Here is a 23,363-nt window from a genome sequence, read left to right on the forward strand (position 1 = left end):
GTAGGCTGAAGCCATGAAGATCTTGCACACCTCCGATTGGCACCTCGGGCGCACCCTGCACCGGGCGGATCTCACTCCCGCCTTTGAGATGTGGGTAGATCACGTCGTGGATACCGTGCGGGAACGTGAGGTAGATGCCCTCCTTATCAGCGGGGATGTCTATGATCGCAGTGTCCCACCCGCTCCCATGGTTGAGCTTTTTTCACGCACCCTACGTAGGCTCGCGCAGCTCACCACCGTCATTTTGATCTCCGGGAACCACGATTCCCCCCAGCGCCTGGGATTCGGGGCGGAACTTTTCCAGGAGCGCATTGTTATTCGCACCGATCCGCTGCGCTGCGCTCAGCCAGTAGAGCTGCGTGATCGCGCCGGGAATCTCGGAGCGCTGGTCTACCCCATTCCCTATTTGGATCCCGATGTGGAACGGCGCCGCCTGGCGGGCGGTGATGCTCACACCGGTGCGGGCAATTCGGATGATTCGGAGGGTGTGGAGCTGCTGGAGCGCTCGCACGCCGCGGTGATGCACGCAGCTGTGGGGCGCATTGCCGCGGATATCCAGCACGGCCCGCACGCCGGCAAACCGTTAGCACGTATCGCTATGGCACACGCCTTCGTTGCCGGCGGGGCAGCCAGTGAATCCGAACGCGATATTTCCGTGGGAGGGGTGGAAGTTGTTCCCGCCGCGCTTTTCGCCCTGGGTGGTGCGGGGGAATGCGCCACTCCGGGCCTCAGCTACGTGGCTCTCGGTCATTTGCATTCTCCGCAGCGGGTAGGCGGCGCACCAGAACCGGGTGCTTGCGAATGTAGCGAGCTGCCGCCCATGCGCTACTCGGGCTCGCCTATCGCTTTTTCTTTCTCGGAAACCAGGCCTAAATCTTCTGTTCTTCTCACTTTTGAAGGCGGAGTGCTAGTGGAAGAAGAACTCATTCCCGCTCCGGTATGGCGCCCCATCGTCACGATTGAAGCGCCACTAGCCGAAGTTCTCGGTCCTGCGCATCGTGATGATCGGGATAAATTCGCTCGCATTCTCGTCACCGATCCAGCCCGCCCGGCAGATCTGACCACCCGGGTACGGGCCGCTTTCCCGCACGCTTTGGAAATTCGCCACGTGGTAGATCCGGCCGCTACCCGCCACGGCGCAGCTGATACCCGGCGTCGTGATGCTTTGAGCGTGCTGCGCCAATTCATGTCAGAAAGTGGGCACCGGGATCTTACGGAGGAAGAAGATCAGGTCATGGTAGCGGCATGGGAAGCCGCTCGCACCGGGGAAAAGGAGTAAGAGCTCATGCAGCTGCGCCGCTTAGAACTTCAAGGTATCGGCTCCTTCGCGGGGCGGGAAGTCATTGATTTTGATGCCCTGGGCGCATCCGGTCTTTTCCTGGTGGAAGGACCCACGGGAGCGGGCAAATCAACCATTATTGACGCCGTCGTTTTCGGGCTTTTCGGTACGGTAGCCGGCGGGAAAGAAAGTTCAACCGAGCGCCTGCGTTCCACGCATGTTGCTCCTTCCACCACCAGCTACGCGGACGTTATTTTCACCATCGAAGCGGGCACATTCCGGGTGCGGCGCACCCCTAGCTTCACGAAACCGGGTAATTCCTCCCCCACCGCCGCCACTGCGAAATTGTGGAAGCTCTCCGAAACCGCGGTGGACCTCGGTGATATAGACGGCGGTACCCCGATTGCTACCAAAGCTCGTGATGTCGGGGTGTATATCAGCAACCTGCTCGGGCTCAATGCGGAACAGTTCTTGCAAACTATCGTGCTCCCGCAGGGGAAGTTCGCTGAATTTCTACGGCTAGAAAGCCAAGAACGCACCCGGCTTCTCACCCAAATTTTCGACACCCGTGTTTTTGGTTCTGTCACCCAGTGGCTCACGGATCATGCCCGCGCAGCGCGCGGAGCTATTGCGAGCGCTCATGAAACCTTCGTGCGGGCTGTCTCGAATACCGCAACCGCCCTGGAACTTCCCCCCGCGGAGGGTGGCTCCCTCATCGGCGCTGCCCAAGGGGTCGATTTGCCAGCCGAAGGTGAAACGGTGATCGTCACTCTGGAGCAGGCTCTCGCCGCTGCCGCGGAACGCGCTAGCGATGCACTCGCCCGGGCCGAAGAAGCAGAAGGCGTATTTGAGCGGGCCCGGGAACACGAAAATGCGCAGCGCACCCTGGCTAGCCGCATCGAACGCCGCAAGGAGCTGCGCGTCCGGGCCGGCCAGCTCGGTGAACGCGAAGATGCGATCACCGCGGATCGCGCTCGCCTCGCGGCCCACCGCGCCGCCACCCCGCTACTCCCGTATGTGCATGCGCTGGCGCGCGCTCGCCAAGAAAGCCGCGATTGCGCCGGCGCCTGCGCGGCAGCCCAGGCCCGCCTCGTGGCTACTTTCGCAAAATTTGGAGCGAGCACCGGGCGGGTTGATGGCCCCGTTACTGATATCACCCCTGCCGGGGTGGAATCCGGGCGGCGTGCGGTCACGGAGCTAAGCGAAGCTAGCGGGCGCTTGGCCGAATTGGAGCGTACCGAACACGAAGTAGAGCGCAAACAGCAAGAAGCCACCCGCGCTGCCGCACAGATTGTCGAACTCCACAGCTCGGTGGAAAAACTACGCGATGAAGCAGCTGCCGCCGCAACTGAACGCGAAGCCATGGAGAAGGAACTAGATACGGCCCGCGCCATCGCCAGTGGGGAGCCCGCTGCTGCGCAGCGGGCTCGCAGCGCCACGGAACTTCTCGAAGTATTGGAGCGGGTTGCTGCTAGTGAACGCGCGGAGGTAGAAGCCAGCGCCGCCCTGGCTGAGGCTCTCACCCGGGTCCGGGAAGCGGAAAGTACCGCCCGGGAAATCACCGATGCGTGGGTGCAGTCCACCGCCGGTGAATTAGCGGGGCAACTGCGTGAGAACGAACCCTGCCCGGTATGCGGATCGTGCACCCACCCGGCGCCCGCTTCCCCGGAAACTGTCCGTGCCACCGCCGCGCAGGTGAAAGCCTCCCAAGAAGTAGCCTCAGCTGCCCGGGAAAAGTACAGCACCTGCCTAGCTGACGTGGAGAAAATAAAAGCCCAGCTTACTGAGCAACGTGCGGCGGCGGGGGATGCCACCGTGGAAGTAGCCAGCGCGGAACTAGCTGCCGCCCGCACGGACTTGAGTGCGGCACAGCAGGCAGCGTTACGCGTTACCGACGTGGAGAAGCGAATCGCGCAGCTCGCTGAACAAGCTAGTTCGCGGGAAACATCTCTGGAACAATTACGCACCGACGTGACCCAATTAGAGGCTGAGAATACCTCCCGTACCCGTGATATCAGCGCGCAACTCGCGCGCCTCAGCGCGGAATACGCCGGCTTTGCTTCTATCGCGGAACGCCGCACGGCTCTTGACGCGCTGCGCGAAGCCCAGGATGCGTGGAACACTGCGGCCAGCGGGATGCTCACGGCACGTGAAGATGAACAGACCCGCAGCGAAGAACTCACGGCGGCTCTGGCCGGCACTGAATTCGCGGATGCCGAGTCGGTGAACGCTGCCGTGCTCAACGATGCGGAAGAAGCACACCTTCAGGATTCCATCACCGCCTTTGCTGAGGAATGCCGCGATGTTCAGAGCAAACTTGCCGAACCGGAGCTCGCTGAGCTTCCCGAAAATGCCCGGGCTGATGTCACGGAAGCGGAAGAAGCCAGTGCGCTGGCACGCCACGCTGCTCAAGAAGCGCGGGCACACGCCACCCGGGCGGAGAATCAGGCCCGCTCCGGGCGAGAACGCCTACATACCACCCAGCGGGATCTACAAGCGTGGCGGGCGGTGCGTGAACACTCCGGAGCGGTTGTGCGTTTAGCTTCCTTAGCTACCGCAGGTCCCGAATCGGTCACGAAAGTGCCCCTGGAAACCTTCGTGTTGCAACACCGTTTCGAACAGGTAGTGGATGTCGCTAATGAGCAGCTCGCTGATATTTCGCTCGGGCGTTTTGAACTCATCCGAACGGACGAAAAGGAGAAAGGCAGTCACCAGTCGAAAACCGGTCTCGGGCTGGCTGTTATTGACCACGCCGGCCCCGAACCGGTCCAGCGCTCCGTTCGCACGCTCTCGGGAGGGGAAACGTTCTATGTGTCTATCTCCCTGGCCCTCGCCCTGGCGGAAGTGGTGCGCGCGGAAAACGGTGGGATCCACCTTGACACCCTCCTCATTGACGAAGGCTTCGGTTCGCTTTCCGACGGAGCACTCGATCAGGTCATGGGGGTGCTGCATGGCCTAGGGAAAAACGGGCGCACCGTGGGGGTTGTTTCCCACGTATCCGAAATGAAACAGATGATCAGCGAACGCATCTCTGTTATCCCGGGGGACGACGGCACGTCACATATACGCGTGACTGCCTAACGCAGCTGGCACCGGCTGCACTGATCAGCCCCACCTGACCGCCCACCTGACCGGCCCCGCGTGTGCATGAGCGCTTGCGTGCTCGGCCCGGGTAGGAATCAATATCACGCACCTATCGGGCCCTAAGCCTGCACCGCCGCACCCAGGTCGAGGGCTAGCTCAAGGCGTTCGGAAACGTCATACCAGAGCAAGTCTTCCTCGGCGAGCACCTCGAAAGCGGACTCGTCATCTGGCCCTGCCAACACATATGCTTCCATGTCTGCTCCGTCCACGTGGATGGAGACCACCTCATCCCAGGAGAGCCCTTCGGAAAGCTCCAGGGCAGTGGGCAAATACTCTTCCGGTTGGGCAAGATCTCGGCATTTCTCAGGTGCCACCTCAGCGGCAATCACGACTCGGCGCGGGCGCAAGCCACCTCGTTCCGGCAGCACTACCCCGAACTGGTGATCGGCCTTCCCGGCGAATACCGCAAAGACGGCACGCAAAGAATCGTCCGCGGCGGCATTGAAAGCAATAGCCTCGAGGTAGTCACGATCTTCATCATTTACTTCACGCGCCAGAGCCTCCGTTGCCGCGTGCACCACACGCCCGGAAAGCACGGACAACGCCACATCGGCAGGAGTAGCCGGAAGATAAATCCTCATGCGTCCAGTCTACTCACCGCATCTACCGCGACAATCTAGAACAGCACGCCCCAGCCGCCGCACATCCCGGCTCGCCCCACTGCGAGGGGCTAAGGCCACCACGCTTATGCCGGCCCGTTCGGCCCGTGAGTAACGGGCGCCGTCGTCGCGCACCCCCACCACGGCGGGTAGCTCTTCCTCCGCGAGCTCGGCAAAAGCAAAGCGATCTTCCAGACCGGCACGGGTAACTACCGGCACGGCCGCACGGGCTACCGCCCGGGCCTGCCACCACGACTCCACGCCGCGGCGCAAACCCACCGGTCCGGCGCGGCACGCAACCACAACGAGGTCCGCAGCGCGGAGGGCGCTGAGAGTCACGCTATCGCGCTCGCCCGCAGCCCCGGCTTCCTCCCTGTGGTGTTTGCGCCGCCCTAGCTGGTTGTGCTCATGCGGTAGGGGGTATCTACCCGCGTGAACACCTGCATCGTCAAGAAAAGCGGGAAGTTCCGCGGCACAATCGACGATGGTGATCTCCGCGAAGGGGCGGAGCTTATCCCAGAGCCCACCCATACCGGGCCCCGTCAGTTCACGCCAGCGCCCACCGTGGTTAAGACCGGGGAGAAAGTGCAAGGTACCGCGTGGCCCGCTACGCACGTGCCGAATATAACGCGGAAGTTGCTCCTCAATAGCATCGCCGGTATGCAACGCGCGCGCCACCCCGATAAGCCCGGACGGTTCCTCACCCAAATCCATGAGCTGGGCCAAGGAGGGGTTGCGGGTATCCGCGTCCACCAGCAGCACGGTGTGCCGCTCGCTCAGTACCCAGGAAAGATCACGCGCCAAAGTAGAACGCCCTGGTGCCCCCGCGCTCCCCCAGATCGCCACCAGAAAACCGGGGTCGGGGTTCGTGCTCATTGCACCTCACCTACCAGCGTGAACGAGGAGCCCGCCGCGACTTCCTCCAGTGCGATCCCGAGCTCAGCACGCGGGATATGTACTTCCACCGCCGCCGTGCCCGCGAAATGCGAGTCGCTGACCGTTCCCGCGAAAATGACCTCTCGGGAGATAAGCCGGGCGGGGGCTTTTTCCGCGGCGCTACCCGGGGCCGGAAGGGCCCACAGCTGCACCTGCGCGCCGCGCACCAAAGCTGCGGGGAGCGCGCCGTTGAGAGGGAGCATCGCCACCACCCGCTCCCCCGATATGCGCAAAGCTGACTTTTCCACCAATTCACCAGGATAAATCGTGCGCCCAACGGTACCCGCGTGACCTGCCTGAATATAGGCATCAGCAAGCCCGGCTGGAAGTTCGACCACCGCGAGCCCAGCCTGGTCCAAAGGCGTACCGGGAACCACCGCTTCGGTCGCCCGATAAACAGGGACAGTAACCGGACCGCGCAGCACATATGCCCCCGCGAGCGCACCGGCAGCAATCAGTGCCACTCCTCCTGCCAGGCGCGGATCTTTCCACCGCGCCCCCGTTTTCTCACGCATCTGCCCTCCTTATCCGATTCTGTGCACGTGACCGCGAATATTCGCGACCGGACGCAAATGGGAGCAAGTGGGAGCGAGCAAATATGACCGCCATCGCGGCCCGGTCAAGACTGCTCGCGCCGTGGTGTCAGTGTGACAGGTGGCGCGCAACTCGCCAAGTCCCCATCCACAGCCTGTGGATATCGACCTCTTTCCTCGCCGTCTCTTATATGAGCTATCCACAGGGAAACGATGCTGGGTATACCCGGCTGATTAATAGTTGATACACACGGGACATTTATTCATACCACCACGGTGAGAACCGCGTGCCACCCGTTCTTCATCACGGACGGACCGCGTGGTTCTTGGTCCTGACCGGAAACCCCACCGAAGAGGTTAACGATGTCGGCAACGATCAAAGCGCTACTATCAGCGTTCGCAGGGCTCGCGTCCGCATTTTTCGCGGTCGCGACGGCCCGCCTGCATGCCCCGCCCGGGAGCGTCGCCCAGCTCACCGGGATTCTCACCGTGGGCGTATGCATCGTCGCGTGCCTGGCGTGCGCGCGGCTCACCCTCTGCTATTGCGCGGTTGCGCGTTTCACCCGTGGGAAAGACGACGCCGTCACCCGCCTCGCCCGCCGCATCGGCGGACACCGTTTCCGCGCTGCTCTCACCAGCACCCTCGCCACGACGCTGGTGTCCGTACCCGGGGCATGGGCCGCAGAGCCAGATTCTAGTAGCGCCGTTGATATCGGATGGGGTGGTGATTATTCCGCTCTCCTCACCTCACCACCTGCGCCCAGTGCAGATCCCACCGGGATTTTCCGCGTGAACCCTGATGAATTACTCGGTGATGTCTCGTATCGAGACGCGGCAGGTGGTTACTATCTGCACCCGCCCGTGCCTTCTGCTGGGAGTCCTTTGGCCGGACCGGCCGCCGCTATCCGCACCCCGGACCTGCAAGCGCCAAATGCACCGCGGGCCGCACCAGCGCCGGCCTACATGGTGCAGCCCGGGGATACTCTCTGGGATATCGCTGCTACTCACCTCGGCGCGGGCGCGAGCGACGCGGATATCCTCAGCTACGTACACGCCATCGCCGCGGCCAATACCATCGAGAATAGCGATCTCATTTATCCTGGCGAGCACTTTATTCTTCCACCCGCGCGCGAATAATCGTCACGTCTTGGCACCCCGCATCCGGCTTGACCACCATTCAGCTTCACCACCATCCAGCTTGCCTCGGTCACCGAGGTCTATCCCCCTATCCCACGCTCTCAAGGAGACGACATGTCCACTGCCCCGCATACCGAAAATACCCCCGGTGCTACCGAAACGACGGCGCCCGCGCACCCCGAGCCGCCGCCCATATCCAGCGCTGCGGGTCAGGATCTGCCGTCTCCTGAAGAAGTCACATCGGAGAGCCAGTCGGGTTCGACTCCCCACCACGAGCCAGAAGAACCGGAAACAATTCGGGTATCCCGGCTCCCACCCGCACCACCTCCCGTTTATGCGCAGCCAGAGATTAATGAAATAGTCTCTGCCTTCGATCAGGTACAACTAGCGGAAGTGACACAATATCGGGCGGTCACCCGCCACCCGCCTTTCCCGCACGTGCCCCACGAGGAAGACACCTGCGTAGCGGAGAACGCGCCGCCGGGCACCGCCGAATCCGAGGAAATTTCCGCTACCCCTCGGGATAGCCAACCCGCCCCCAACGCGGGCTCCACCAACGCGCATCCCCCTAACGCGCATCCCCCTAACGCGCATCCCCCTAACGCGCATCCCCCTAACGCGAACTCCACCGATGCGGATCCCACCGACGGCGTACCACCCGGCCATGGCATCGTGCGCGTAGATACCAGCGAACCGACCACCGACGTTGAGGCCACCGATAGCGGTAGTAACACCACTAGCCCCGCGGCCACGCCGGGTAAACCCGAACTGCACCAATGGAACCGGCTCGCGCTATCCGCCACACCCTACCGGGATATTTGGCGTGAAGAAATGGCAACCCTCGATGATCCACTGCCGCCCGGAATCCGGCCACCGCATCGCTTCGCCGCCGGAATGATTACCTACTCCATCGAGGTGCTGCTGGGCCACCGCGCTCCCGGATATGTGCGCCCGCACCTCATCCCGGAGGTTTTCGCGGCACTGGTACGCCGGGCGGGTCTGGCGATGCGCATTAAGGGGAAAGCGCCCTGGCTCGGGGACCTGCGAATTTCCACACTCAAAATAACGCATCCGCGCCGGCGCGTAGCCGAGGTCATCGCCTGCGTATGTTCGGGCGAGCGAAACCATGCGGTTGCGATGCGCCTGGAATTCCTCAGGGGCCGCTGGATCGTCGTCGCCCTTGAAATTGGGTAAACGAAACGCAGGACGAAAGAACACGAACCCAAAGCGATTAAACACAAGTGCCGGTCGGTCACGTAACTATCGCGCACGTGACCGACCGGCTCCCGTATGTCTATCGCCCTAGCGGCTTATCGCCTGGCTTGCCGCCTAACGGCCTACCGTCTAGCGGCGCCGCTTCTTATTCTGCTTCGCCGCGGCCCGGCGCTGAGCCCGGTTACCGCCACCGGAACCACCCGCACCGCCGCGGCCACCGCGTGCGGCACCGCGCGAACCGGTGGTTTCCGTCTCCCCGGAGCCATCCTTCGCCGCCGAGGAATACGAAACGTTCTGCTGGCGCTTCGGCTGCTTAATCCCGAGGGATTCCGCGGTCACGCGCTGACCGGAGGCACCTGCCGCGCCCTCGCCCACCGCGGCCTGCAAAGCCCTCTGCTTTTCCGCCAGCAACTCACGCTGCTGTTCCTGTGCGGCACGCAGGGCCTGCTGGGAAGCGGACACCTGTTCGGCGCTCCCCGCACCGCTGGCGTGAATCGCCACCCCCGGGCCAGCCATGCCCGCCGCAGCATTCCCCGCAACGGTGACCGGGCCGGTCACCTGAGCCTCAGTTTCCAGGCGCGCTGCACGTTCGGAAGGAAGCTCGAACTTGAAGAGGTACCGGACGGTTTCCGACATGATATTGTCGTTCATCGCCTGGAACATGCGGTAGCCCTCGTCCTTGTATTCAACGAGCGGATCACGCTGCGCCATGGCGCGCAGGCCGATACCTTCCTTGAGGTAATCCATTTCGTAGAGGTGTTCGCGCCACTTGCGGTCGAGCACGGACAGCACGATCTGGCGTTCCAGTTCGCGCATATTTTCCTCACCGACTTCCGCTTCGCGCTCCTCGTAATGGGCGTGAATATCATCGGTGAGCTCGCGCTTGAGTGCGGTGCGATCCAGCTGGGAAGGCCCACCGATCTCATCGAGGTATTCCTCCGCGGTGAAACCGGGAGTGTAGTAGCCCTTGAGGTCCGTCCACAGCGCGGAAAGATCCCAGGCTTCCTCATTATCATCGGAGGTGTGGGCGCTGACCACGTCATCAACCACGAAATCGAGGAAGCCCTGCACCATGGACTCCATATTTTCACCCTCGAGGATGGAACGCCGCTCGGTGTACACCACGGTACGCTGGTCGTTCATAACGTCGTCGTACTTGAGGACGTTCTTACGCATTTCCGCGTTCCGCGCCTCATTTTCAGTTTGGGCCCGCGAAACGTTCTTCGACATCTGCTTCGTTTCGATAGGAGCGTCGTCGTCCACAGCGTAGCTGAGCATCCGCCCGGCCATGCCCTGACCCCACAGCCGAAGCAGGTCATCTTCCAGGGAAAGGTAGAAGCGGGATTCGCCCGGGTCGCCCTGGCGCCCACTGCGCCCGCGCAGCTGGTTATCGATACGCCGAGATTCGTGCCGCTCCGAACCGAGCACATACAAGCCGCCCAATTCGGCCACTTCTTCGTGTTCGGCCTTAACGGCTTCCTGCTGGCGCGCCAGCTCTGCGGGCCAGGCAGCCTCGTATTCTTCCGGGGTTTCTTCCGGGCTCAGGCCCCGAGCGGCCAGCGCATCCACCGCGCGGTGTTCGGGGTTGCCGCCCAGCATAATGTCGGTACCGCGGCCGGCCATATTGGTAGCCACCGTCACCGCGCCCTTACGCCCGGCTTCGGCCACCACGCGCGCTTCGCGTTCGTGCTGCTTCGCGTTGAGGACCTGATGTTCAATGCCTTCACGCGCGAGCAAATCGGAAAGCTCTTCGGAAGCTTCCACCGAGGCAGTACCCACAAGAACAGGCTGCCCCTTTTCGTGGCGCTCCACAATATCTTCCACCACCGCGCGCAGCTTGCCGGCACGAGTGGAATAAATAAGATCCTGTTCGTCCTTGCGGATCATCGGCTTATTCGTGGGAATAGGAACGACGCCGAGCTTATATGTCGAGGCGAATTCCTCAGCTTCGGTTTCTGCCGTACCCGTCATGCCCGAAAGCTTGTTGTACAGGCGGAAGTAGTTCTGGAGGGTGATCGTGGCCAGAGTCTGGTTCTCCGCCTTGATCTCCACACCTTCCTTCGCTTCAATCGCCTGGTGCATGCCTTCGTTGTAGCGCCGCCCGGGCAGCACACGCCCGGTGTGTTCGTCCACGATAAGCACTTCGCCGTTGAGCACTACGTAATCGCGGTCCCGTTCGAAAAGCTCCTTGGCCTTAATTGCATTATTCAGGTAGCCGATAAGCGGGGTATTGAGGGATTCGTAAAGGTTATCGATACCCAGGGCATCTTCGACCTTGTCAATTCCCGCTTCGAGCACACCCACGGTGCGCTTTTTCTCATCTACTTCGTAATCGGTATCGCGCCGCATCCGTAGCACCAGGCGCGCGAATTCGCGATACCACTTATTAGCATCGCCTTCGGCCGGGCCGGAAATAATCAGCGGGGTACGCGCTTCGTCAATAAGAATGGAGTCAACTTCGTCAACGATGACGAAATTATGCCCACGCTGCACCAACTCACTGGTACGCCAGGCCATATTGTCACGCAGGTAATCGAAACCAAATTCATTATTGGTTCCGTAGGTGATATCCGCATTGTATTGTTCGCGGCGCTGTTCGGGAGTTTGCCCGGTGAGAATACACCCGGTGGTCACCCCGAGGAAGCGGTAGACGCGCCCCATGAGTTCTGACTGGTAGGAGGCCAGGTAATCATTAACCGTGACCACGTGCACGCCCTCACCGGTGAGCGAATTGAGGTAGGCGGGCATAGTTGCCACGAGCGTTTTACCTTCACCGGTTTTCATTTCGGCAATATTGCCCAGGTGGAGGGCCGCCCCGCCCATAACCTGTACGTCATAGGGACGCTGGCCGATGGTCCGCACCGCCGCTTCGCGCACCGTGGCGAAAGCTTCGGGGAGGATGTCATCGAGGGTTTCTCCCTCGCTGAGGCGCTCCTTGAAGCTATCAGTTTGCGCGCGCAACTCCTCATCACTCATTGCCGAGATATCACTTTCGAGCGCATTGACCTGCGCGGTGATGTTCTTCAGCTTCTTCAGCGTGCGGCCTTCGCCGGCGCGAAGGATACGATCAATCAAGCGTGCCACTTCGTCGAGCTCCTTACCGTGGGCATACGGATGCAATTGTACGGGGTAGAAGCGCGCCCCGCCCCACCTCTTTCACCATTAGCTTTGCGTTCTTCATTACGCTCAGTTTTTCACCGGCGCGGCCAGCCGGCTACCTAGACCGTGCGGTCCACCACCGAGCGGGCATATTGCGTCAGGGCTTCCCGTACCGCCGCGTTCTCCAGGTTAGCGATGGCGGCCACGGCCCGCGCCGCCCATTCCTCGGCAAGCGCGCGGGTTTCTGCCATAACCGAATGATTGCGCAGCGCGCCGAGCACCGTGTCAAGGCGCTGCCCGGCCAAGTCCCCGCGGTCTAATTCCGCCAAGATCGCCTGGCCGTCGTCGTCCAATATCCCCGCGGCAGCACGTTCGCGCAGCAGTATCGTGGGCATGGTATCCACCGATTCACGCAGGTCCGTGCCCTGTTCTTTACCGGTTTCTTCGGAAACAACATCGATATAGTCATCGGCGATCTGGAAGGCGATCCCCACGTTTTCACCGAATTCTTGCACCTGGGCGGCAACTGCGGCGTACTCGGCCTCCCGGTTACCCGCCGCGGCAAAAACGCCTTCGCGTGCCGAGGCAGCAATAAGCGACCCGGTTTTCCCGGCAAGAACCTCCAGGTAGTGCGCCCGCGGGGACACCTCCGGTGCGCGCCCCACGGTTTCCAGCAGCTGCCCGGTGCACAGGCGCCGGAAAGTTTCCGCGTAATCTTTAACCGCCCGCGGCCCCAGGTCCGCCATCATGGACGAGGCGCGCGAAAAGAGAATATCTCCGGCCATAATCGCCGCGGAATTCCCGTAATTGCGATGCGCGGCCGGGACCCCGCGCCGCAGCGGAGCTTCATCCATGACGTCATCGTGATAAAGCGAGGCCAGATGCGTGAGCTCCATCGCCACCGCCACGTGCTCGACCCGCTCGGATTCCGGCTCCGGGCCCACATACCCGCAGAGCAAGGCCAAGGCCGGCCGCATCCGCTTCCCACCCGCCTCGGCAAGATACGTGGTGATCGGATCCACGCGCAGGTCACCAAAACGCGTGGCCGCGTCCAGCTTATTTTCGACGACGCCGAGCCGCTCCCCCACACGGGTGAGTAGCTCTTCGACAGTCAGGTCTTTCACGATAGCCAATCCTAGCTTTCCGATGGTGCGCCGGCCCGCGGCCCGATGCCTCAGTGTGCCGCCGGCAGGGTAGCGCGGTGCAGCGCAACGATCCCGTTGCACATATTACGGTATTCAACGTCGCGCCACCCGGCTTCGTGCAGCCAACCGGCCAGCGTGCGTTGATCGGGCCAGTCGATAATCGACTCCATGAGATAGGCGTAGGCCGGACCGTCCGAGGAGGCCAGGGCTGCCACCCGCGGGAGTACGTGGCGCAGGTAGCCGTGGTAGAGGGTGCGGAAAGGCGCGCAGGTCGGCGTGGAAAATTCCGCGATAACCACGTGCCCGCCCGGGCGCGTCACGCGGGCCATTTCGTGGAGGGCCCGCAGGGGATCGTGGATATTACGTAGGCCGTAGGAAATGGTCACGGCGTCGAACGTGTTATCCGCGAAGGGAAGATCGCAGGCATCGGCTTGCACAAAACGCAGATCAGGGTGGCGCAGGCGTGCAACCTCGAGCATTCCATCCGAAAAATCGGCACCCACCACACGCGCCCCTACCCGGGCAAAATGTTCGGTGGAGGTGCCGGTCCCGCAGGCCAGGTCGAGGATCTCCATCCCCTCCTCAATACGCAGAGCTTCGGTGACGTAGCGGCGCCACAGCCGCACCTGCCCGAAGCTAAGCAGGTCATTGCTCAGGTCGTAGCGCGGAGCGACCTGGTCGAACATTCCGGCGACGGCGCGCGGATCTTTGCTGAGTTGTGCACGTGCAGACATGCCCTCTATTCAACCAGCTTGGGCGTATTTGGCAAGAGTGAAATTCCAGCCGGGGCGCATCCACGGGGAGTCCGCGGGTTCTGCGGGCGCCCCGCGGGACCTCAAACCGGCGATTTTCCGTCAAGCGGCGACTAGACTGAAAAAGAAGTCACGAATTGAGGAGTCATAATGTCCCTGCCCACGTCTATGCCAGCTATGACACCGCCGCTGCTGGCCGATGTGCGCCGCGATTTTGGCGCCCGTACCTGGGTTGTAGCTCTGCTCAGCCCCGTGATCGCGGTGGCGGTCACCTTCCTTATCACGCTCTTCTTCGCGTGGCTCGGGCTGCGCGGCATGAGCGGCATGAGCGGTCTCGACATGGGCGGGGTGAACCTCGCTGAGATCCTCACCGCCCCGAAGTGGGCGGCCCTTACCTTGCTGCTGGCCCTGGGCGGCACCGCGAGAGTCGTGGCGGAACCGAATCTTTTTGATATAAGTTTCTTCGTTCCCGCTCTCACCCTCACCCTCCTCATCGGTCTCATCATCTACTTCCTCAACCAGTGGGTGGGTCGGGGCAAGCGAAATTCCACCCTGCTGGTATGGATTCCGGCCTGGGTATCGGCAGGCGTGCTGGCGGCCATCGGTGCCGGGCTAGCTGCGTTCATGCAGGTGGATCTGAGCCCCGGCGGTTCCTTCATGGGCCAGGCGATTCCGCCACTTGCCTTGCAGGCAAGCCCTCTTTTCACGGCGCTCACCTGCCTTCCGCTCGGACTATTCGCCGCCGGATTTGGGCGCATGACCACGGTGAAATCCACGCCGCGTAACCGCTTCACCCTCACGGCCGCTTCCTCCATTCCCACCTACGCGCACGCGGTACGCCTGGCCTTCACCGCTTTTATCCTGGTGAGCTGCATTTCCGCCCTCGCTTTCGGAATTGACCTCATCGTCCGCAAGGATGCAAGTATCGAGCTGCTCCTCGTGGCCTTCCCCTTCTTCCTCACCACCGGAGTTATGACCATGTTCGGGGCGGTGGGGGCCTCCTTCGCCGCGATGTATGACGCCACCGGCGTGGGAATGGGGCCGAATGCCCAGGGTGATACCACGCTGCTGCTCTGGGAGCACCTGGCTACCGTCCCCGCCATCGTTGCGATGATCTCGATGGCTCTCGCCCTGGTGTGGACGGCCTACCGCTGGGGCCGTTCGCGCGATCCGCGCATGGAATTTGGTGCTATCGCCTGGACGGTTATGCCTTTCGGATTCGGGGCAACCACCGCGGTGATCTGGGGTATCACCCGCGGTTCGGCCAAGATGACGGCGCAGGGAATGGAGCTGGCCAGCGCCAGTTACGACCTGCACTGGTACCTCATTTTCATCGGGATTGGCCTCGGCCTCGTGGTGGAAGCTTTCTCGCGGTTGTTCCGCACCCGCCCGCCCGAAACGATGGCAACGGGATACCTCACCCCGCACGCCTCGGATATCCCGCATCATCCTTCCGTGCCCGGAGCCCCGGGCGGCGTGGCTTTGCACCCGGAGTACCCGGCGTAAATCCCTCGCGGTGCGGGTGATGCGCTCAAGGGGTTCCTCTCGATAGAATAAGCGGCCGTGGCAACTGTTACTGATTGGCTCGAAGGTGCGCGCGTTCGCACCCTTCCCGCGAGTGTTTCCCCCGTGATCGCCGGGGCTGGAATCGCGCTGTGGGAAGGGACGCTATACGGCCCGATTCTTGCCTTGGCTTTCGTTCTCGCTCTGCTCTTGCAGATCGGCGTGAATTTTGCGAACGACTATTCCGACGGGATCCGCGGCACTGATGATCACCGCACCGGCCCGCCCCGCCTCACGGGTGGCGGAACGGTACGCCCGGGGGTGGTGCTCGCGGTGGCCCTCACCTGCTTTGCCCTCGCGGCGCTCGTGGGTCTCATCATTATTGCCTGGTGCGGGCAGTGGTGGCTGATCGGAGTGGGCGTGGCAGCACTGCTAGCCGCCTGGTTCTATACCGGCGGGCGCCACCCCTACGGATATATGGGCCTGGGCGAAGTTTTTGTTTTCATTTTCTTCGGTCTGGTAGCTACCGCCGGCACCGTCTATATCCAGGGAGGTACGGTGCCCTGGCAAGCCTGGGTTGCCGCTAGCGCCGTTGGCCTCATTGCCTGCGCCATCCTCATGGCCAATAATATTCGCGATATTCCCACCGACGCCGTCACCGGGAAACATACCCTCGCGGTGCGCTTGGGCGATACCTGGGCACGGCGCGTCTATGTTGTGATGCTCGCGGTGGCGATGGGATGCGGCGTCGTTCTGGCTTTGGCGCCGAGCACCCACCAGGCCTCCCTCCTCCTTTATCTACCCGCCTTCGCTATTGCTTTCCGCAATAGCTGGCGGATGCTGAGCCGCGGTCCTTCCCGCGCGCAGGGGCGGGGTCTCATCCCGGTGCTAAAAACCACCGGCATTACCGAGCTCGCTTTCGCGTTGGCGGTCCTGGTGTCTTTCTGGGCCAGTTCGCTCTTGGTCTAGGCGGCTGTAGCCTCCGGTGCGAACGACTAAGATGGTGGCATGGCCCGAGTAATTATGGCACTTCTTGCCATCAGCATCTGGATTTACGGCATCATTGACGTCATCCGCACAGACACCACCCGCATGCCCGGCCGACTGCGTAAGCCGGCATGGCTCGCCCTCACGGTTCTGGTGCCGGTTCTCGGGTCACTGCTATGGATCGCTTTTTCTTTCCCGGTCAAGTTCCCGCAGCAAAATATCTCACTCGGTTCTTTTGGGCGGGGTCGCTCCTCTTCGCAGCGGCGCCGTCGCCCCGTTGCACCCGACGACGATCCGGACTTCCTGTCCCGCTTGGACGCGGAAAACCGTTTCCGCGAATGGGAACGGCAACAGCGTGAGAACGACGCCGCATCGAACTCCCCCACCGCGGGTGAGTCTCACGGAACAAGCAAGCCCGAAGCGACCGGAAAGCACCCGGATAATCCCGAGGATTCTGAGGGTTCTGAAGGGTCGCAACCCACGCGGCCCGCGCAGGACTAGCCGCCGCGCGGAACCGCGCGGCACACGCTTCCGTTAGCGTCTAGCCACCGTAACTCCCGCGGAGTTCCAGATCAGTCTCCGCGGTTTTCATCAGCCGCGGAGATCCCCGGCGTGATATCGCGTGCCCGGGCCAGGAGTTCAGCCGCGGGTTCGGCATAATCCACCGCCACCAAACTGGTGCCCTGGAATGTTAACGAGGTCACCGAACACAGCGCGCACTGGCGCCGGCGCGGGTCGTGGGCGAGGGAGCGCCCCTCCACGAAGGAGCGCAGCGTCCAAATTGGAAGCTGATGGGACACAAGTACCGCTTCGCCGCCGCGCGCTGCTGCGAGCCCGCTGCGCACCGCATTCGTCATACGCGCTGCGATATCCGTATATGGCTCACCCCAGGAGGGCCGGAAGGGGTTGATGTACCACGGCCAGAATTTCGGGGAGGCCAAGATCCACCGATTCCGGTTGACGTTGATGCCCTCGAAATTATTGCCCGCTTCGATGAGATTGGCGTCGGTGCTAATCTCGAGGTCGAAGAGGTGCGCGGTAGGTGTGGCAGTTTCAATAGCCCGTTCGAGCGGAGAGGATATCACCGCGCGGACATCATGCCCGCGAAAGAAATCCCGAACGCTGCCGGCCATCTCCCGGCCCAGATCGGTGAGGTGAAAACCGGGTTGGCGGCCGTAAAGTTCGCCGCTGGGGTTATCCACCTCTCCGTGGCGGACCAGGTGAACAACTGTTACGTCAATCATGATGCCAGTCTACGGCACCGGGAGCTGCCGGCCGGACAAAGCTAAGTTCCCTGGGGGAGCTCACTCCGACCGGCGTGCCCGAACGTCTACCAAATATCCGCGGGGTTACCCACGAGGCGGGCACACAGCTCGCCCATCTTGAGAAAGTCATCGTGACCGAGTTTGTCCACGAGGTGAGCGCGAACTGACATGACGTGGGTGGCGGCCGCCTTCTCGAGCAGCGCGAAACCAGCATCGGTGAGAGTGCAATCCACCCCGCGCCGGTCATGCGCGTTGGCGGAACGGGCTACCAAGCCGCGCGCCTCGAGGCGGCGGACGGTGTGGGTGAGCCGCGAGCGGGAATGTACCATCACATCAGCGAGAGTCGACATCCGCATGCAGCGATTTTCCGCCTCGGAGAGACGGGCGAGAACGTCATATTCGTTCAATGACAAATTGTAATTGACCATGAGTGCGTGATTAAGCGCCTCTGCGGTCACGGCTGTCGCGCGCAGATACGCGCGCCAGGCAAATTGTTCCTCTTCAGAAAGCCAGCGAACTTCCGCGGCCATGAGATTCTTCCCTTCGTCAGGCACGATGTCACGTCGTGACATTAACGGCAACTCACACGGGACGTGCGAGTCTTCATTACGTCGTTGCGCCCGCGCCGGACGCAACGCACCCGGCTTCCACCGGGTGAACGATGATGCCACTTCTCCTCATTTTCCCACGTGGGAACGCTGGGGCGAAAGGCCTTAAGCGGTGCTGTTTCACGGTGCCGCACCCGGCATCTGCATGCCTGTGCAACACCGCAAACCATAGCATCATGTGAAGTACACCTTTGTACGAACATAACTCAGAGTTACATTCTCTTTTTAAGAAAGGCGAGCCTTACCTCAATAGTCATATTGATATGTATCTTTGCCCGAATTGTCAAGGTTCATCCGGGCAATACCTCATAAATATGTGAGCACTTTCACTTACCGATTTTCTACGGTATCGCCGTACCAAAACAAAAAGGCCCGGACATCCAGGCCCTTCCGCACGCGGGGAACTACTTCTTGTTCCGACGCTGGTGGCGAGTTTTACGCAGCAGCTTACGATGCTTTTTCTTCGACATACGCTTGCGGCGCTTCTTAATAACGGAACCCACAGGCACCTCCAAAACTAGATCGCGGGGAATCGCCCCGATGGAACATCACAGTATCTTACCGGCCCGCGCCCGCCTATGCGTAGCGCGTGAATCAGAACACGGTTAAATTCACAACCGCTCCGGACCGCCACCGTTTCGGGTAACGACGCCGTACCGGCCGCGCGCCGAACTATTCCCCCACCACGCGCTGTTGCGGGGCGCTATTTCCGGACAGGAGCGCTTCGACGGCGCTGGCGGGTACCCGGTAGGAACTTCCCACCCGCACGGCCGGCAGATCGCCGGCGTGAACCATGCGATAGACGGTCATCTTCGAGACACGCGTCAATTCAGCCACTTCCGCGACGGTGTAAAACTGCGGAGACGAAGGCATCTGCATCTGGTTCATCCCATCATCCTGGAGTAATTTTTTGCCACATCGGCAACAGCTACAGCAAGGATATCCCATATTCTCAGCGTTCACAGCTTTTTAACCATGATCTTGACGGCAGGGGAATATACTACGGAACAGGTACGCGGCGCTTTTCTTGGCCGCAGCCGGTAGCTCGAGGACCCGGAGGACGCCCATGGCAGCACACCCTGAGGTGGCATCCGCACGCCTGAGCTGGCGTGATCGCCTGGCGGCTGCGGGTGGGCGCGTGGATCGAGTGGCGCGGGATCGGCCAGCTCGTTTGGCTCTGTTGATCTTCGCGCTCATTATTTTGCTTCTCACCGCCGCACTGTCTTTGCCCTTGGCTACCACCACGGGAAAGAGCGCTCCTTTTATTGATGCACTCTTTACCGCGACGTCCTCCGTATGTGTGACCGGTTTGGTGACGGTTGATACCGCCACGTATTGGTCGGTTTGGGGACAGCTTTTCATTTCTTTCGGGCTCATTGTGGGTGGCTTGGGCGTCATGACACTCGCCTCGATTCTGGGGCGGGCGGTTTCGAGACACGTGGGGCTCACCCAACGCATGCTCACCGCGGAAGAAAATCAATCGAGCCTGGGCGAAGTGGGTACGCTGCTGCGCGCGGTTATTATTGTGGCCTCGACGGCGCAGGCCATCTTATTCCTGGCCCTCCTCCCCTTCTTCTTGCGTAATGGCGAGGCCCTCCTTCACGCTCTCTCGCATTCCTATTTCATGGCAGTCTCCATCTTTAATAACGGCGGCTTCGTGATCATGCCCGAGGGCGTGAGCCCGTATGTGGGTCAGTGGGCGCTGACTATCCCGATTATTTTGGGGACTGTTGCCGGGGCCATTGGCTTCCCGGTGGTCTTGGATATGTGGCGTCATCGTGCCCGCCCGCGCAAATGGTCTGTGACCACGAAAATCACGCTGGTGACCTATATCAGCTTGGCGGTGCTCGGCGCGGTTTTCCTGGCGGTCCTGGAATGGAATAACCCGAATACCCTGGGCAATCTGGCGGTAGCCGATAAAATCAACGCCGCGCTCACACTTTCGGTAGATGCGCGTTCCACGGGCTTGACCACAATCGATGTGGGGGCAATGGGTGAAACGTCGTGGATTCTCCTGGACTCCCTCATGTTTATCGGTGGCGGTTCAGCTTCTGCGGCAGGCGGCATTAAGGTAACGACTTTCGCGGTGCTTTTGCTGGCCATTCGCGCCGAGGCGCGGGGTGATCGCGATACGGAAGCTTTCGGTAAGCGTATCCCTGCCGAGGTGTTGCGCCTGGCTATCGCAGCGACCTTCGCCGGCGGGATCATGGTGGTGACCGGTTCGGTGGCACTGCTTCAGCTGACGAATTTCACCTTCTCCGAGATTCTGGTTGAGGTGATTTCAGCTTTCGCTACCTGCGGTTTAAGCACCGGGATCACCGGGGCACTGCCGGCGAGCGCGAAGTTTGTGCTGGTGCTCCTCATGTTCTTTGGGCGCACGGGCACGATGACGCTCGCGGCCGCTTTGGCGCTACGGTCACGACGCCGCACCATCCGGCTGCCCGAGGAACGACCGATTATTGGCTGAGCTGGTACGCCGCTAATCCCAGAATTTACCTACGCGAGCCACGGTGTTTCGTGCCGGCTGCGCCGCCGTCGTTCCTAAAAATACTGCGCAAAGAAGAGATGAACATAAGCACCGCGACCACTATGGCCGGGGCAATGGCATTCGGGGTTGCCGGCGGGAAAATGTGGTTGAGAAGGGTGACCGTCAGATAAGCAACCCCGCCGCCAATCGCGGCCACTACGAGCGCATTGATAAGGCCTAGCGCAAGCGCGCGCCAATCCTTCATAACATCCCCTACCTACCCGGGCCGATAACCGGCGGATGCCTTTATCCTAAACCGTGCGAAGTTCCCATCACGAGTGTTCCCGTGACAAACCTTCATCTTTTACATCGAGATATTTCACGTACCACGAGATACTGTTCCATAATGACCTACCTTTCTTCGATATCGGTTGAGTATGTTTACGCAGGGTTGCTGCATGACTCTATGGTGACACGGGCTTACGACAAGAATTTTGACGCGGAGCGTTAGACTACGAGCCAGAGATATTGTGACCGGAGAAAGGGCGGCTATGCCGGATACGCGCGATGAACAAGCCATCCTCGTGGTGGGGCTGGGGCGTTTTTCGACCGCTATCGCCACCACGCTCGATGATTTGGGGCGTGACGTGCTCGTCGTCGAAAAGAATCCCGATACCGCGCAGCGCTGGAGCCACCGCCTGCGGGCGGTGGAAGGTGACGCCACCAGCATGGAGGTGCTCGACCAGGTGGGCGCCGGGGATTTCACCGTGGCCGTGGTGGGCGTGGGGACCTCGTTGGAGGCCTCCGTGCTGGTGACCGCGAACCTGGTTGACCTGGGGATTCCGCAGATTTGGGCGAAAGCGGTTTCGCGTGCGCACGGGCGGATTTTGCGACGCATCGGCGCGCACCACGTTATTTATCCGGAGTACGACGCCGGAACGCGCGTGGCACATATGGTCTCAGGCCGAATGCTCGACTATATCGAGATGGAGGACGGCTTCTCCATCGTGAAAATGCGGCCGCCGCGGGAAATTCGCGGCTTCACCATCGCAAAATCGCGTATTCGCGAGCGTTTCGGGGTGCGGATTATCGGGGTGAAGGCCCCGAACCAACCCTTCGAGTACGCCACCGAGGACACCCTCATCGGGGCCGATGACACGATTATTGTGTCTGGCGATACCGAGTTGCTGGAGGAGTTCGCCAACAGGCAGGGCTGGATTCCTGCGGTGGGTTCAGCTCGGTAGCGATTTTTATGTCGGAGGCCCCCTCTAGGATGGAGGCATGGCAAAACAACCGGCAACCGTGTACGAATGCAGCGAGTGTGGGTGGTCCACCGGCAAATGGATGGGCCGCTGCGCGCGGTGCGGCTCGTGGGGCACGCTTGAGCAGCAGAGTCCGGCCGCGCCCTCAGCAGCTCCGGCCGCGTTAGCCCCTACCTCACCGGCGCAACCTATTACCTCCGTGCCGGCTACCGCCGCGCAAAAAATCCCTACCGGGGTATCTGAATTGGATCGGGTACTCGGGGGTGGTTTAGTTCCCGGGGCAGTGGTATTGCTCGCCGGGGAACCGGGAGTGGGGAAATCTACCTTGCTCTTGGATGTGGCGGCGAAGGCCGCGCGCGCTGCTGCGGGCGCGGGGCGGGCGCCGGTTCTCTATATCTCCGGGGAGGAATCCGCATCCCAAGTGCGCCTGCGCGGGGAACGCATCGGGGCGATGGATGAACATCTGCTTCTTGCCTCGGAAAGTGATATCGGGCGAGCTCTGGGGCATATTGAGAATGCCCGGCCTTCCCTGCTTATCGTGGACTCGGTGCAAACCTTGGCCGATGCGGAGGTAGCTGGAACGGCCGGTGGCCCGGCGCAGGTGCGGGCCGTCACCGCGGCGCTCGTGAGCGTGGCCAAAACGCACGGCCTACCGGTGGTGTTGGTCGGGCACGTCACGAAAGATGGCTCCATTGCCGGGCCTCGCGTTCTGGAACATCTGGTTGATGTGGTGTGCCAGTTTGAAGGGGATAAACACTCGCGGCTGCGCCTGGTACGCGCGGTGAAGAACCGCTACGGCGCTACCGATGAAGTGGGGTGTTTTGAACTCACCGAAAATGGAATTGTGGGGCTTCCCGATCCGTCCGGGTTGTTCCTCTCCGCCCGTGATCACACGGTGCCCGGCACCTGCGTATCCATGACTCTCGAAGGGCGGCGGCCCATGCCGGTGGAAGTACAGGGGCTGGTGGTACCTGCTTCCGGGCGGCCGCAGCGCACCAATTCCGGGGTGCTCTCCGCACGGGTGGCCATGATGGTCGCGGTACTCCAGTCACGCCTGGGCTTGAGTTTGGATCAGAAAGATATTTTTGTGTCCACGGTGGGTGGGGCGCAGGCCAGTGAACCGGCTGCGGATGCCGCTATTGCCTTGGCGCTGGCCTCGGCCTACGTGGATCTGCCACTCGCCCCCGGAGTGATCGCCATCGGGGAAGTTGCCCTAACCGGAGAGCTCCGCCCGGTTACCGGGCTCCCCCAACGCCTCAACGAAGCCGCACGGCTCGGTTTCACCCTCGCGATTGTGCCCGAACGCACTGATAGCTCGAAACTACCCGAGGGGATTCGGGTGCAGCGCTGCGCGGATATACGCCAGGCCCTGGAATCGGTGCTCCCCACCGAATAGGAGGTAGCCACCGCACATAGGCAGTAGAGCAACCGG

At 61.7% G+C, this 23,363-nt stretch carries 21 protein-coding genes; 10 read left to right on the forward strand and 11 right to left on the reverse strand.

Annotation, left to right across the window (positions count from 1 at the left end):
- Positions 1-13 precede the first annotated feature (13 nt).
- Together ACRQEG_RS05725 and ACRQEG_RS05730 are read left to right on the forward strand one after the other, a co-directional pair.
- Positions 14-1,279 carry an exonuclease SbcCD subunit D gene (locus ACRQEG_RS05725; protein WP_274778307.1) on the forward strand — a complete coding sequence of 422 codons (1,266 nt, stop codon included), beginning with the start codon at positions 14-16 and terminating at the stop codon, positions 1,277-1,279.
- A 6-nt stretch (positions 1,280-1,285) separates the two neighbouring features.
- Positions 1,286-4,360: an AAA family ATPase gene (locus ACRQEG_RS05730; protein WP_274732405.1), complete on the forward strand. Its 3,075-nt coding sequence runs from the start codon at positions 1,286-1,288 to the stop codon at positions 4,358-4,360.
- A 122-nt stretch (positions 4,361-4,482) separates the two neighbouring features.
- Here ACRQEG_RS05730 and ACRQEG_RS05735 read toward each other — a convergent pair whose 3' ends face one another.
- Genes ACRQEG_RS05735 through ACRQEG_RS05745 form a run of 3 tightly spaced genes read right to left on the reverse strand, consistent with a single transcriptional unit; the run spans position 4,483 to position 6,473 of the window.
- On the reverse strand, positions 4,483-5,004 hold the full coding sequence (locus ACRQEG_RS05735) for a DUF6912 family protein (RefSeq protein ID WP_274732404.1): 522 nt from the start codon (positions 5,002-5,004) through the stop codon (positions 4,483-4,485).
- A gap of 9 nt (positions 5,005-5,013) precedes the next feature.
- Positions 5,014-5,898 (reverse strand): CpaE/TadZ family protein, encoded by an 885-nt coding sequence (locus ACRQEG_RS05740; protein WP_274732403.1) that lies wholly within the window; start codon positions 5,896-5,898, stop codon positions 5,014-5,016.
- Positions 5,895-6,473: a hypothetical protein gene (locus tag ACRQEG_RS05745; protein ID WP_274732402.1), complete on the reverse strand. Its 579-nt coding sequence runs from the start codon at positions 6,471-6,473 to the stop codon at positions 5,895-5,897. The genes ACRQEG_RS05740 and ACRQEG_RS05745 overlap by 4 nt, the downstream gene beginning before the upstream one ends.
- 381 nt (positions 6,474-6,854) lie before the next feature.
- Between ACRQEG_RS05745 and ACRQEG_RS05750 the strand changes: the two genes are divergently transcribed.
- Together ACRQEG_RS05750 and ACRQEG_RS05755 are read left to right on the forward strand one after the other, a co-directional pair.
- Complete coding sequence (locus ACRQEG_RS05750; protein ID WP_274732401.1) at positions 6,855-7,628, forward strand: LysM peptidoglycan-binding domain-containing protein; 774 nt, start codon at positions 6,855-6,857, stop codon at positions 7,626-7,628.
- Between the two features lie 114 nt (positions 7,629-7,742).
- The gene (locus tag ACRQEG_RS05755; RefSeq protein ID WP_435733809.1) at positions 7,743-8,822 is read left to right on the forward strand and encodes an Rv3235 family protein; all 1,080 of its coding nucleotides are present in this window, start codon (positions 7,743-7,745) and stop codon (positions 8,820-8,822) included.
- A gap of 150 nt (positions 8,823-8,972) precedes the next feature.
- Here ACRQEG_RS05755 and secA read toward each other — a convergent pair whose 3' ends face one another.
- The 3 genes from secA to ubiE all read right to left on the reverse strand — a co-directional run bounded on the left by secA (position 8,973) and on the right by ubiE (position 13,821).
- A complete protein-coding gene (secA, locus tag ACRQEG_RS05760; RefSeq protein WP_274732399.1) occupies positions 8,973-11,927 on the reverse strand; it encodes a preprotein translocase subunit SecA in 2,955 nt (984 codons plus the stop codon).
- Between the two features lie 134 nt (positions 11,928-12,061).
- Entirely contained in the window at positions 12,062-13,066 is a 1,005-nt protein-coding gene (locus ACRQEG_RS05765) for a polyprenyl synthetase family protein (RefSeq protein ID WP_274778308.1), read from the reverse strand.
- A gap of 50 nt (positions 13,067-13,116) precedes the next feature.
- Positions 13,117-13,821 (reverse strand): bifunctional demethylmenaquinone methyltransferase/2-methoxy-6-polyprenyl-1,4-benzoquinol methylase UbiE, encoded by a 705-nt coding sequence (ubiE, locus tag ACRQEG_RS05770; protein WP_274732397.1) that lies wholly within the window; start codon positions 13,819-13,821, stop codon positions 13,117-13,119.
- A 168-nt stretch (positions 13,822-13,989) separates the two neighbouring features.
- Here ubiE and ACRQEG_RS05775 point away from each other — a divergent pair, with 168 nt between their 5' ends.
- The 3 genes from ACRQEG_RS05775 to ACRQEG_RS05785 are packed head-to-tail and all read left to right on the forward strand — an operon-like array spanning position 13,990 to position 16,830.
- A complete protein-coding gene (locus tag ACRQEG_RS05775; protein WP_274778309.1) occupies positions 13,990-15,345 on the forward strand; it encodes a hypothetical protein in 1,356 nt (451 codons plus the stop codon).
- Between the two features lie 57 nt (positions 15,346-15,402).
- Positions 15,403-16,311: a 1,4-dihydroxy-2-naphthoate polyprenyltransferase gene (locus ACRQEG_RS05780; RefSeq protein WP_126135908.1), complete on the forward strand. Its 909-nt coding sequence runs from the start codon at positions 15,403-15,405 to the stop codon at positions 16,309-16,311.
- A 39-nt stretch (positions 16,312-16,350) separates the two neighbouring features.
- Positions 16,351-16,830, forward strand: coding sequence for a PLD nuclease N-terminal domain-containing protein (locus ACRQEG_RS05785; RefSeq protein ID WP_274732395.1), 480 nt, complete (start codon positions 16,351-16,353; stop codon positions 16,828-16,830).
- A gap of 71 nt (positions 16,831-16,901) precedes the next feature.
- Here the strand turns inward: ACRQEG_RS05785 and ACRQEG_RS05790 are convergent, their stop codons facing one another.
- From ACRQEG_RS05790 to ACRQEG_RS05805, 4 genes are all read right to left on the reverse strand, one after another.
- A complete protein-coding gene (locus tag ACRQEG_RS05790; RefSeq protein WP_016441782.1) occupies positions 16,902-17,573 on the reverse strand; it encodes a histidine phosphatase family protein in 672 nt (223 codons plus the stop codon).
- Positions 17,574-17,659: 86 nt separating this feature from the next.
- Positions 17,660-18,166 carry a MarR family winged helix-turn-helix transcriptional regulator gene (locus ACRQEG_RS05795; protein WP_435733810.1) on the reverse strand — a complete coding sequence of 169 codons (507 nt, stop codon included), beginning with the start codon at positions 18,164-18,166 and terminating at the stop codon, positions 17,660-17,662.
- 440 nt (positions 18,167-18,606) lie between these two features.
- A complete protein-coding gene (locus tag ACRQEG_RS05800) occupies positions 18,607-18,711 on the reverse strand; it encodes a 30S ribosomal protein bS22 (RefSeq protein ID WP_425541650.1) in 105 nt (34 codons plus the stop codon).
- Positions 18,712-18,874: 163 nt separating this feature from the next.
- Positions 18,875-19,081 (reverse strand): helix-turn-helix domain-containing protein, encoded by a 207-nt coding sequence (locus ACRQEG_RS05805; RefSeq protein WP_039898405.1) that lies wholly within the window; start codon positions 19,079-19,081, stop codon positions 18,875-18,877.
- Positions 19,082-19,268: 187 nt separating this feature from the next.
- Here ACRQEG_RS05805 and ACRQEG_RS05810 point away from each other — a divergent pair, with 187 nt between their 5' ends.
- On the forward strand, positions 19,269-20,669 hold the full coding sequence (locus tag ACRQEG_RS05810) for a TrkH family potassium uptake protein (RefSeq protein ID WP_016441785.1): 1,401 nt from the start codon (positions 19,269-19,271) through the stop codon (positions 20,667-20,669).
- A 25-nt stretch (positions 20,670-20,694) separates the two neighbouring features.
- Here the strand turns inward: ACRQEG_RS05810 and ACRQEG_RS05815 are convergent, their stop codons facing one another.
- The gene (locus tag ACRQEG_RS05815; protein ID WP_016441786.1) at positions 20,695-20,934 is read right to left on the reverse strand and encodes a hypothetical protein; all 240 of its coding nucleotides are present in this window, start codon (positions 20,932-20,934) and stop codon (positions 20,695-20,697) included.
- A gap of 286 nt (positions 20,935-21,220) precedes the next feature.
- On the opposite strand from ACRQEG_RS05815, the gene ACRQEG_RS05820 reads away from it, so the two are divergent.
- Together ACRQEG_RS05820 and radA are read left to right on the forward strand one after the other, a co-directional pair.
- Complete coding sequence (locus tag ACRQEG_RS05820) at positions 21,221-21,913, forward strand: potassium channel family protein (protein WP_435733811.1); 693 nt, start codon at positions 21,221-21,223, stop codon at positions 21,911-21,913.
- Positions 21,914-21,950: 37 nt separating this feature from the next.
- Positions 21,951-23,327: a DNA repair protein RadA gene (gene radA / locus ACRQEG_RS05825; protein ID WP_016441788.1), complete on the forward strand. Its 1,377-nt coding sequence runs from the start codon at positions 21,951-21,953 to the stop codon at positions 23,325-23,327.
- Positions 23,328-23,363: the final 36 nt, after the last annotated feature.

This window comes from Actinotignum stranguriae, from assembly GCF_051265215.1.
GTDB classification, from domain to species: Bacteria; Actinomycetota; Actinomycetes; order Actinomycetales; family Actinomycetaceae; genus Actinotignum; species Actinotignum schaalii_C.

What these genes read in the sequence shown, in the direction of transcription:
- ACRQEG_RS05725 (WP_274778307.1), top strand. Translation starts at nt 14, where the DNA reads ATGAAGATCTTGCACACCTCCGATTGGCACCTCGGGCGCACCCTGCAC.
- ACRQEG_RS05730 (WP_274732405.1), top strand. Translation starts at nt 1,286, where the DNA reads ATGCAGCTGCGCCGCTTAGAACTTCAAGGTATCGGCTCCTTCGCGGGG.
- ACRQEG_RS05735 (WP_274732404.1), bottom strand. Translation starts at nt 5,004, where the DNA reads ATGAGGATTTATCTTCCGGCTACTCCTGCCGATGTGGCGTTGTCCGTG.
- ACRQEG_RS05740 (WP_274732403.1), bottom strand. Translation starts at nt 5,898, where the DNA reads ATGAGCACGAACCCCGACCCCGGTTTTCTGGTGGCGATCTGGGGGAGC.
- ACRQEG_RS05745 (WP_274732402.1), bottom strand. Translation starts at nt 6,473, where the DNA reads ATGCGTGAGAAAACGGGGGCGCGGTGGAAAGATCCGCGCCTGGCAGGA.
- ACRQEG_RS05750 (WP_274732401.1), top strand. Translation starts at nt 6,855, where the DNA reads ATGTCGGCAACGATCAAAGCGCTACTATCAGCGTTCGCAGGGCTCGCG.
- ACRQEG_RS05755 (WP_435733809.1), top strand. Translation starts at nt 7,743, where the DNA reads ATGTCCACTGCCCCGCATACCGAAAATACCCCCGGTGCTACCGAAACG.
- ubiE (WP_274732397.1), bottom strand. Translation starts at nt 13,821, where the DNA reads ATGTCTGCACGTGCACAACTCAGCAAAGATCCGCGCGCCGTCGCCGGA.
- ACRQEG_RS05775 (WP_274778309.1), top strand. Translation starts at nt 13,990, where the DNA reads ATGTCCCTGCCCACGTCTATGCCAGCTATGACACCGCCGCTGCTGGCC.
- ACRQEG_RS05785 (WP_274732395.1), top strand. Translation starts at nt 16,351, where the DNA reads ATGGCCCGAGTAATTATGGCACTTCTTGCCATCAGCATCTGGATTTAC.
- ACRQEG_RS05790 (WP_016441782.1), bottom strand. Translation starts at nt 17,573, where the DNA reads ATGATTGACGTAACAGTTGTTCACCTGGTCCGCCACGGAGAGGTGGAT.
- ACRQEG_RS05795 (WP_435733810.1), bottom strand. Translation starts at nt 18,166, where the DNA reads ATGTCACGACGTGACATCGTGCCTGACGAAGGGAAGAATCTCATGGCC.
- ACRQEG_RS05805 (WP_039898405.1), bottom strand. Translation starts at nt 19,081, where the DNA reads ATGCAGATGCCTTCGTCTCCGCAGTTTTACACCGTCGCGGAAGTGGCT.
- ACRQEG_RS05810 (WP_016441785.1), top strand. Translation starts at nt 19,269, where the DNA reads ATGGCAGCACACCCTGAGGTGGCATCCGCACGCCTGAGCTGGCGTGAT.
- ACRQEG_RS05815 (WP_016441786.1), bottom strand. Translation starts at nt 20,934, where the DNA reads ATGAAGGATTGGCGCGCGCTTGCGCTAGGCCTTATCAATGCGCTCGTA.
- ACRQEG_RS05820 (WP_435733811.1), top strand. Translation starts at nt 21,221, where the DNA reads ATGCCGGATACGCGCGATGAACAAGCCATCCTCGTGGTGGGGCTGGGG.
- radA (WP_016441788.1), top strand. Translation starts at nt 21,951, where the DNA reads ATGGCAAAACAACCGGCAACCGTGTACGAATGCAGCGAGTGTGGGTGG.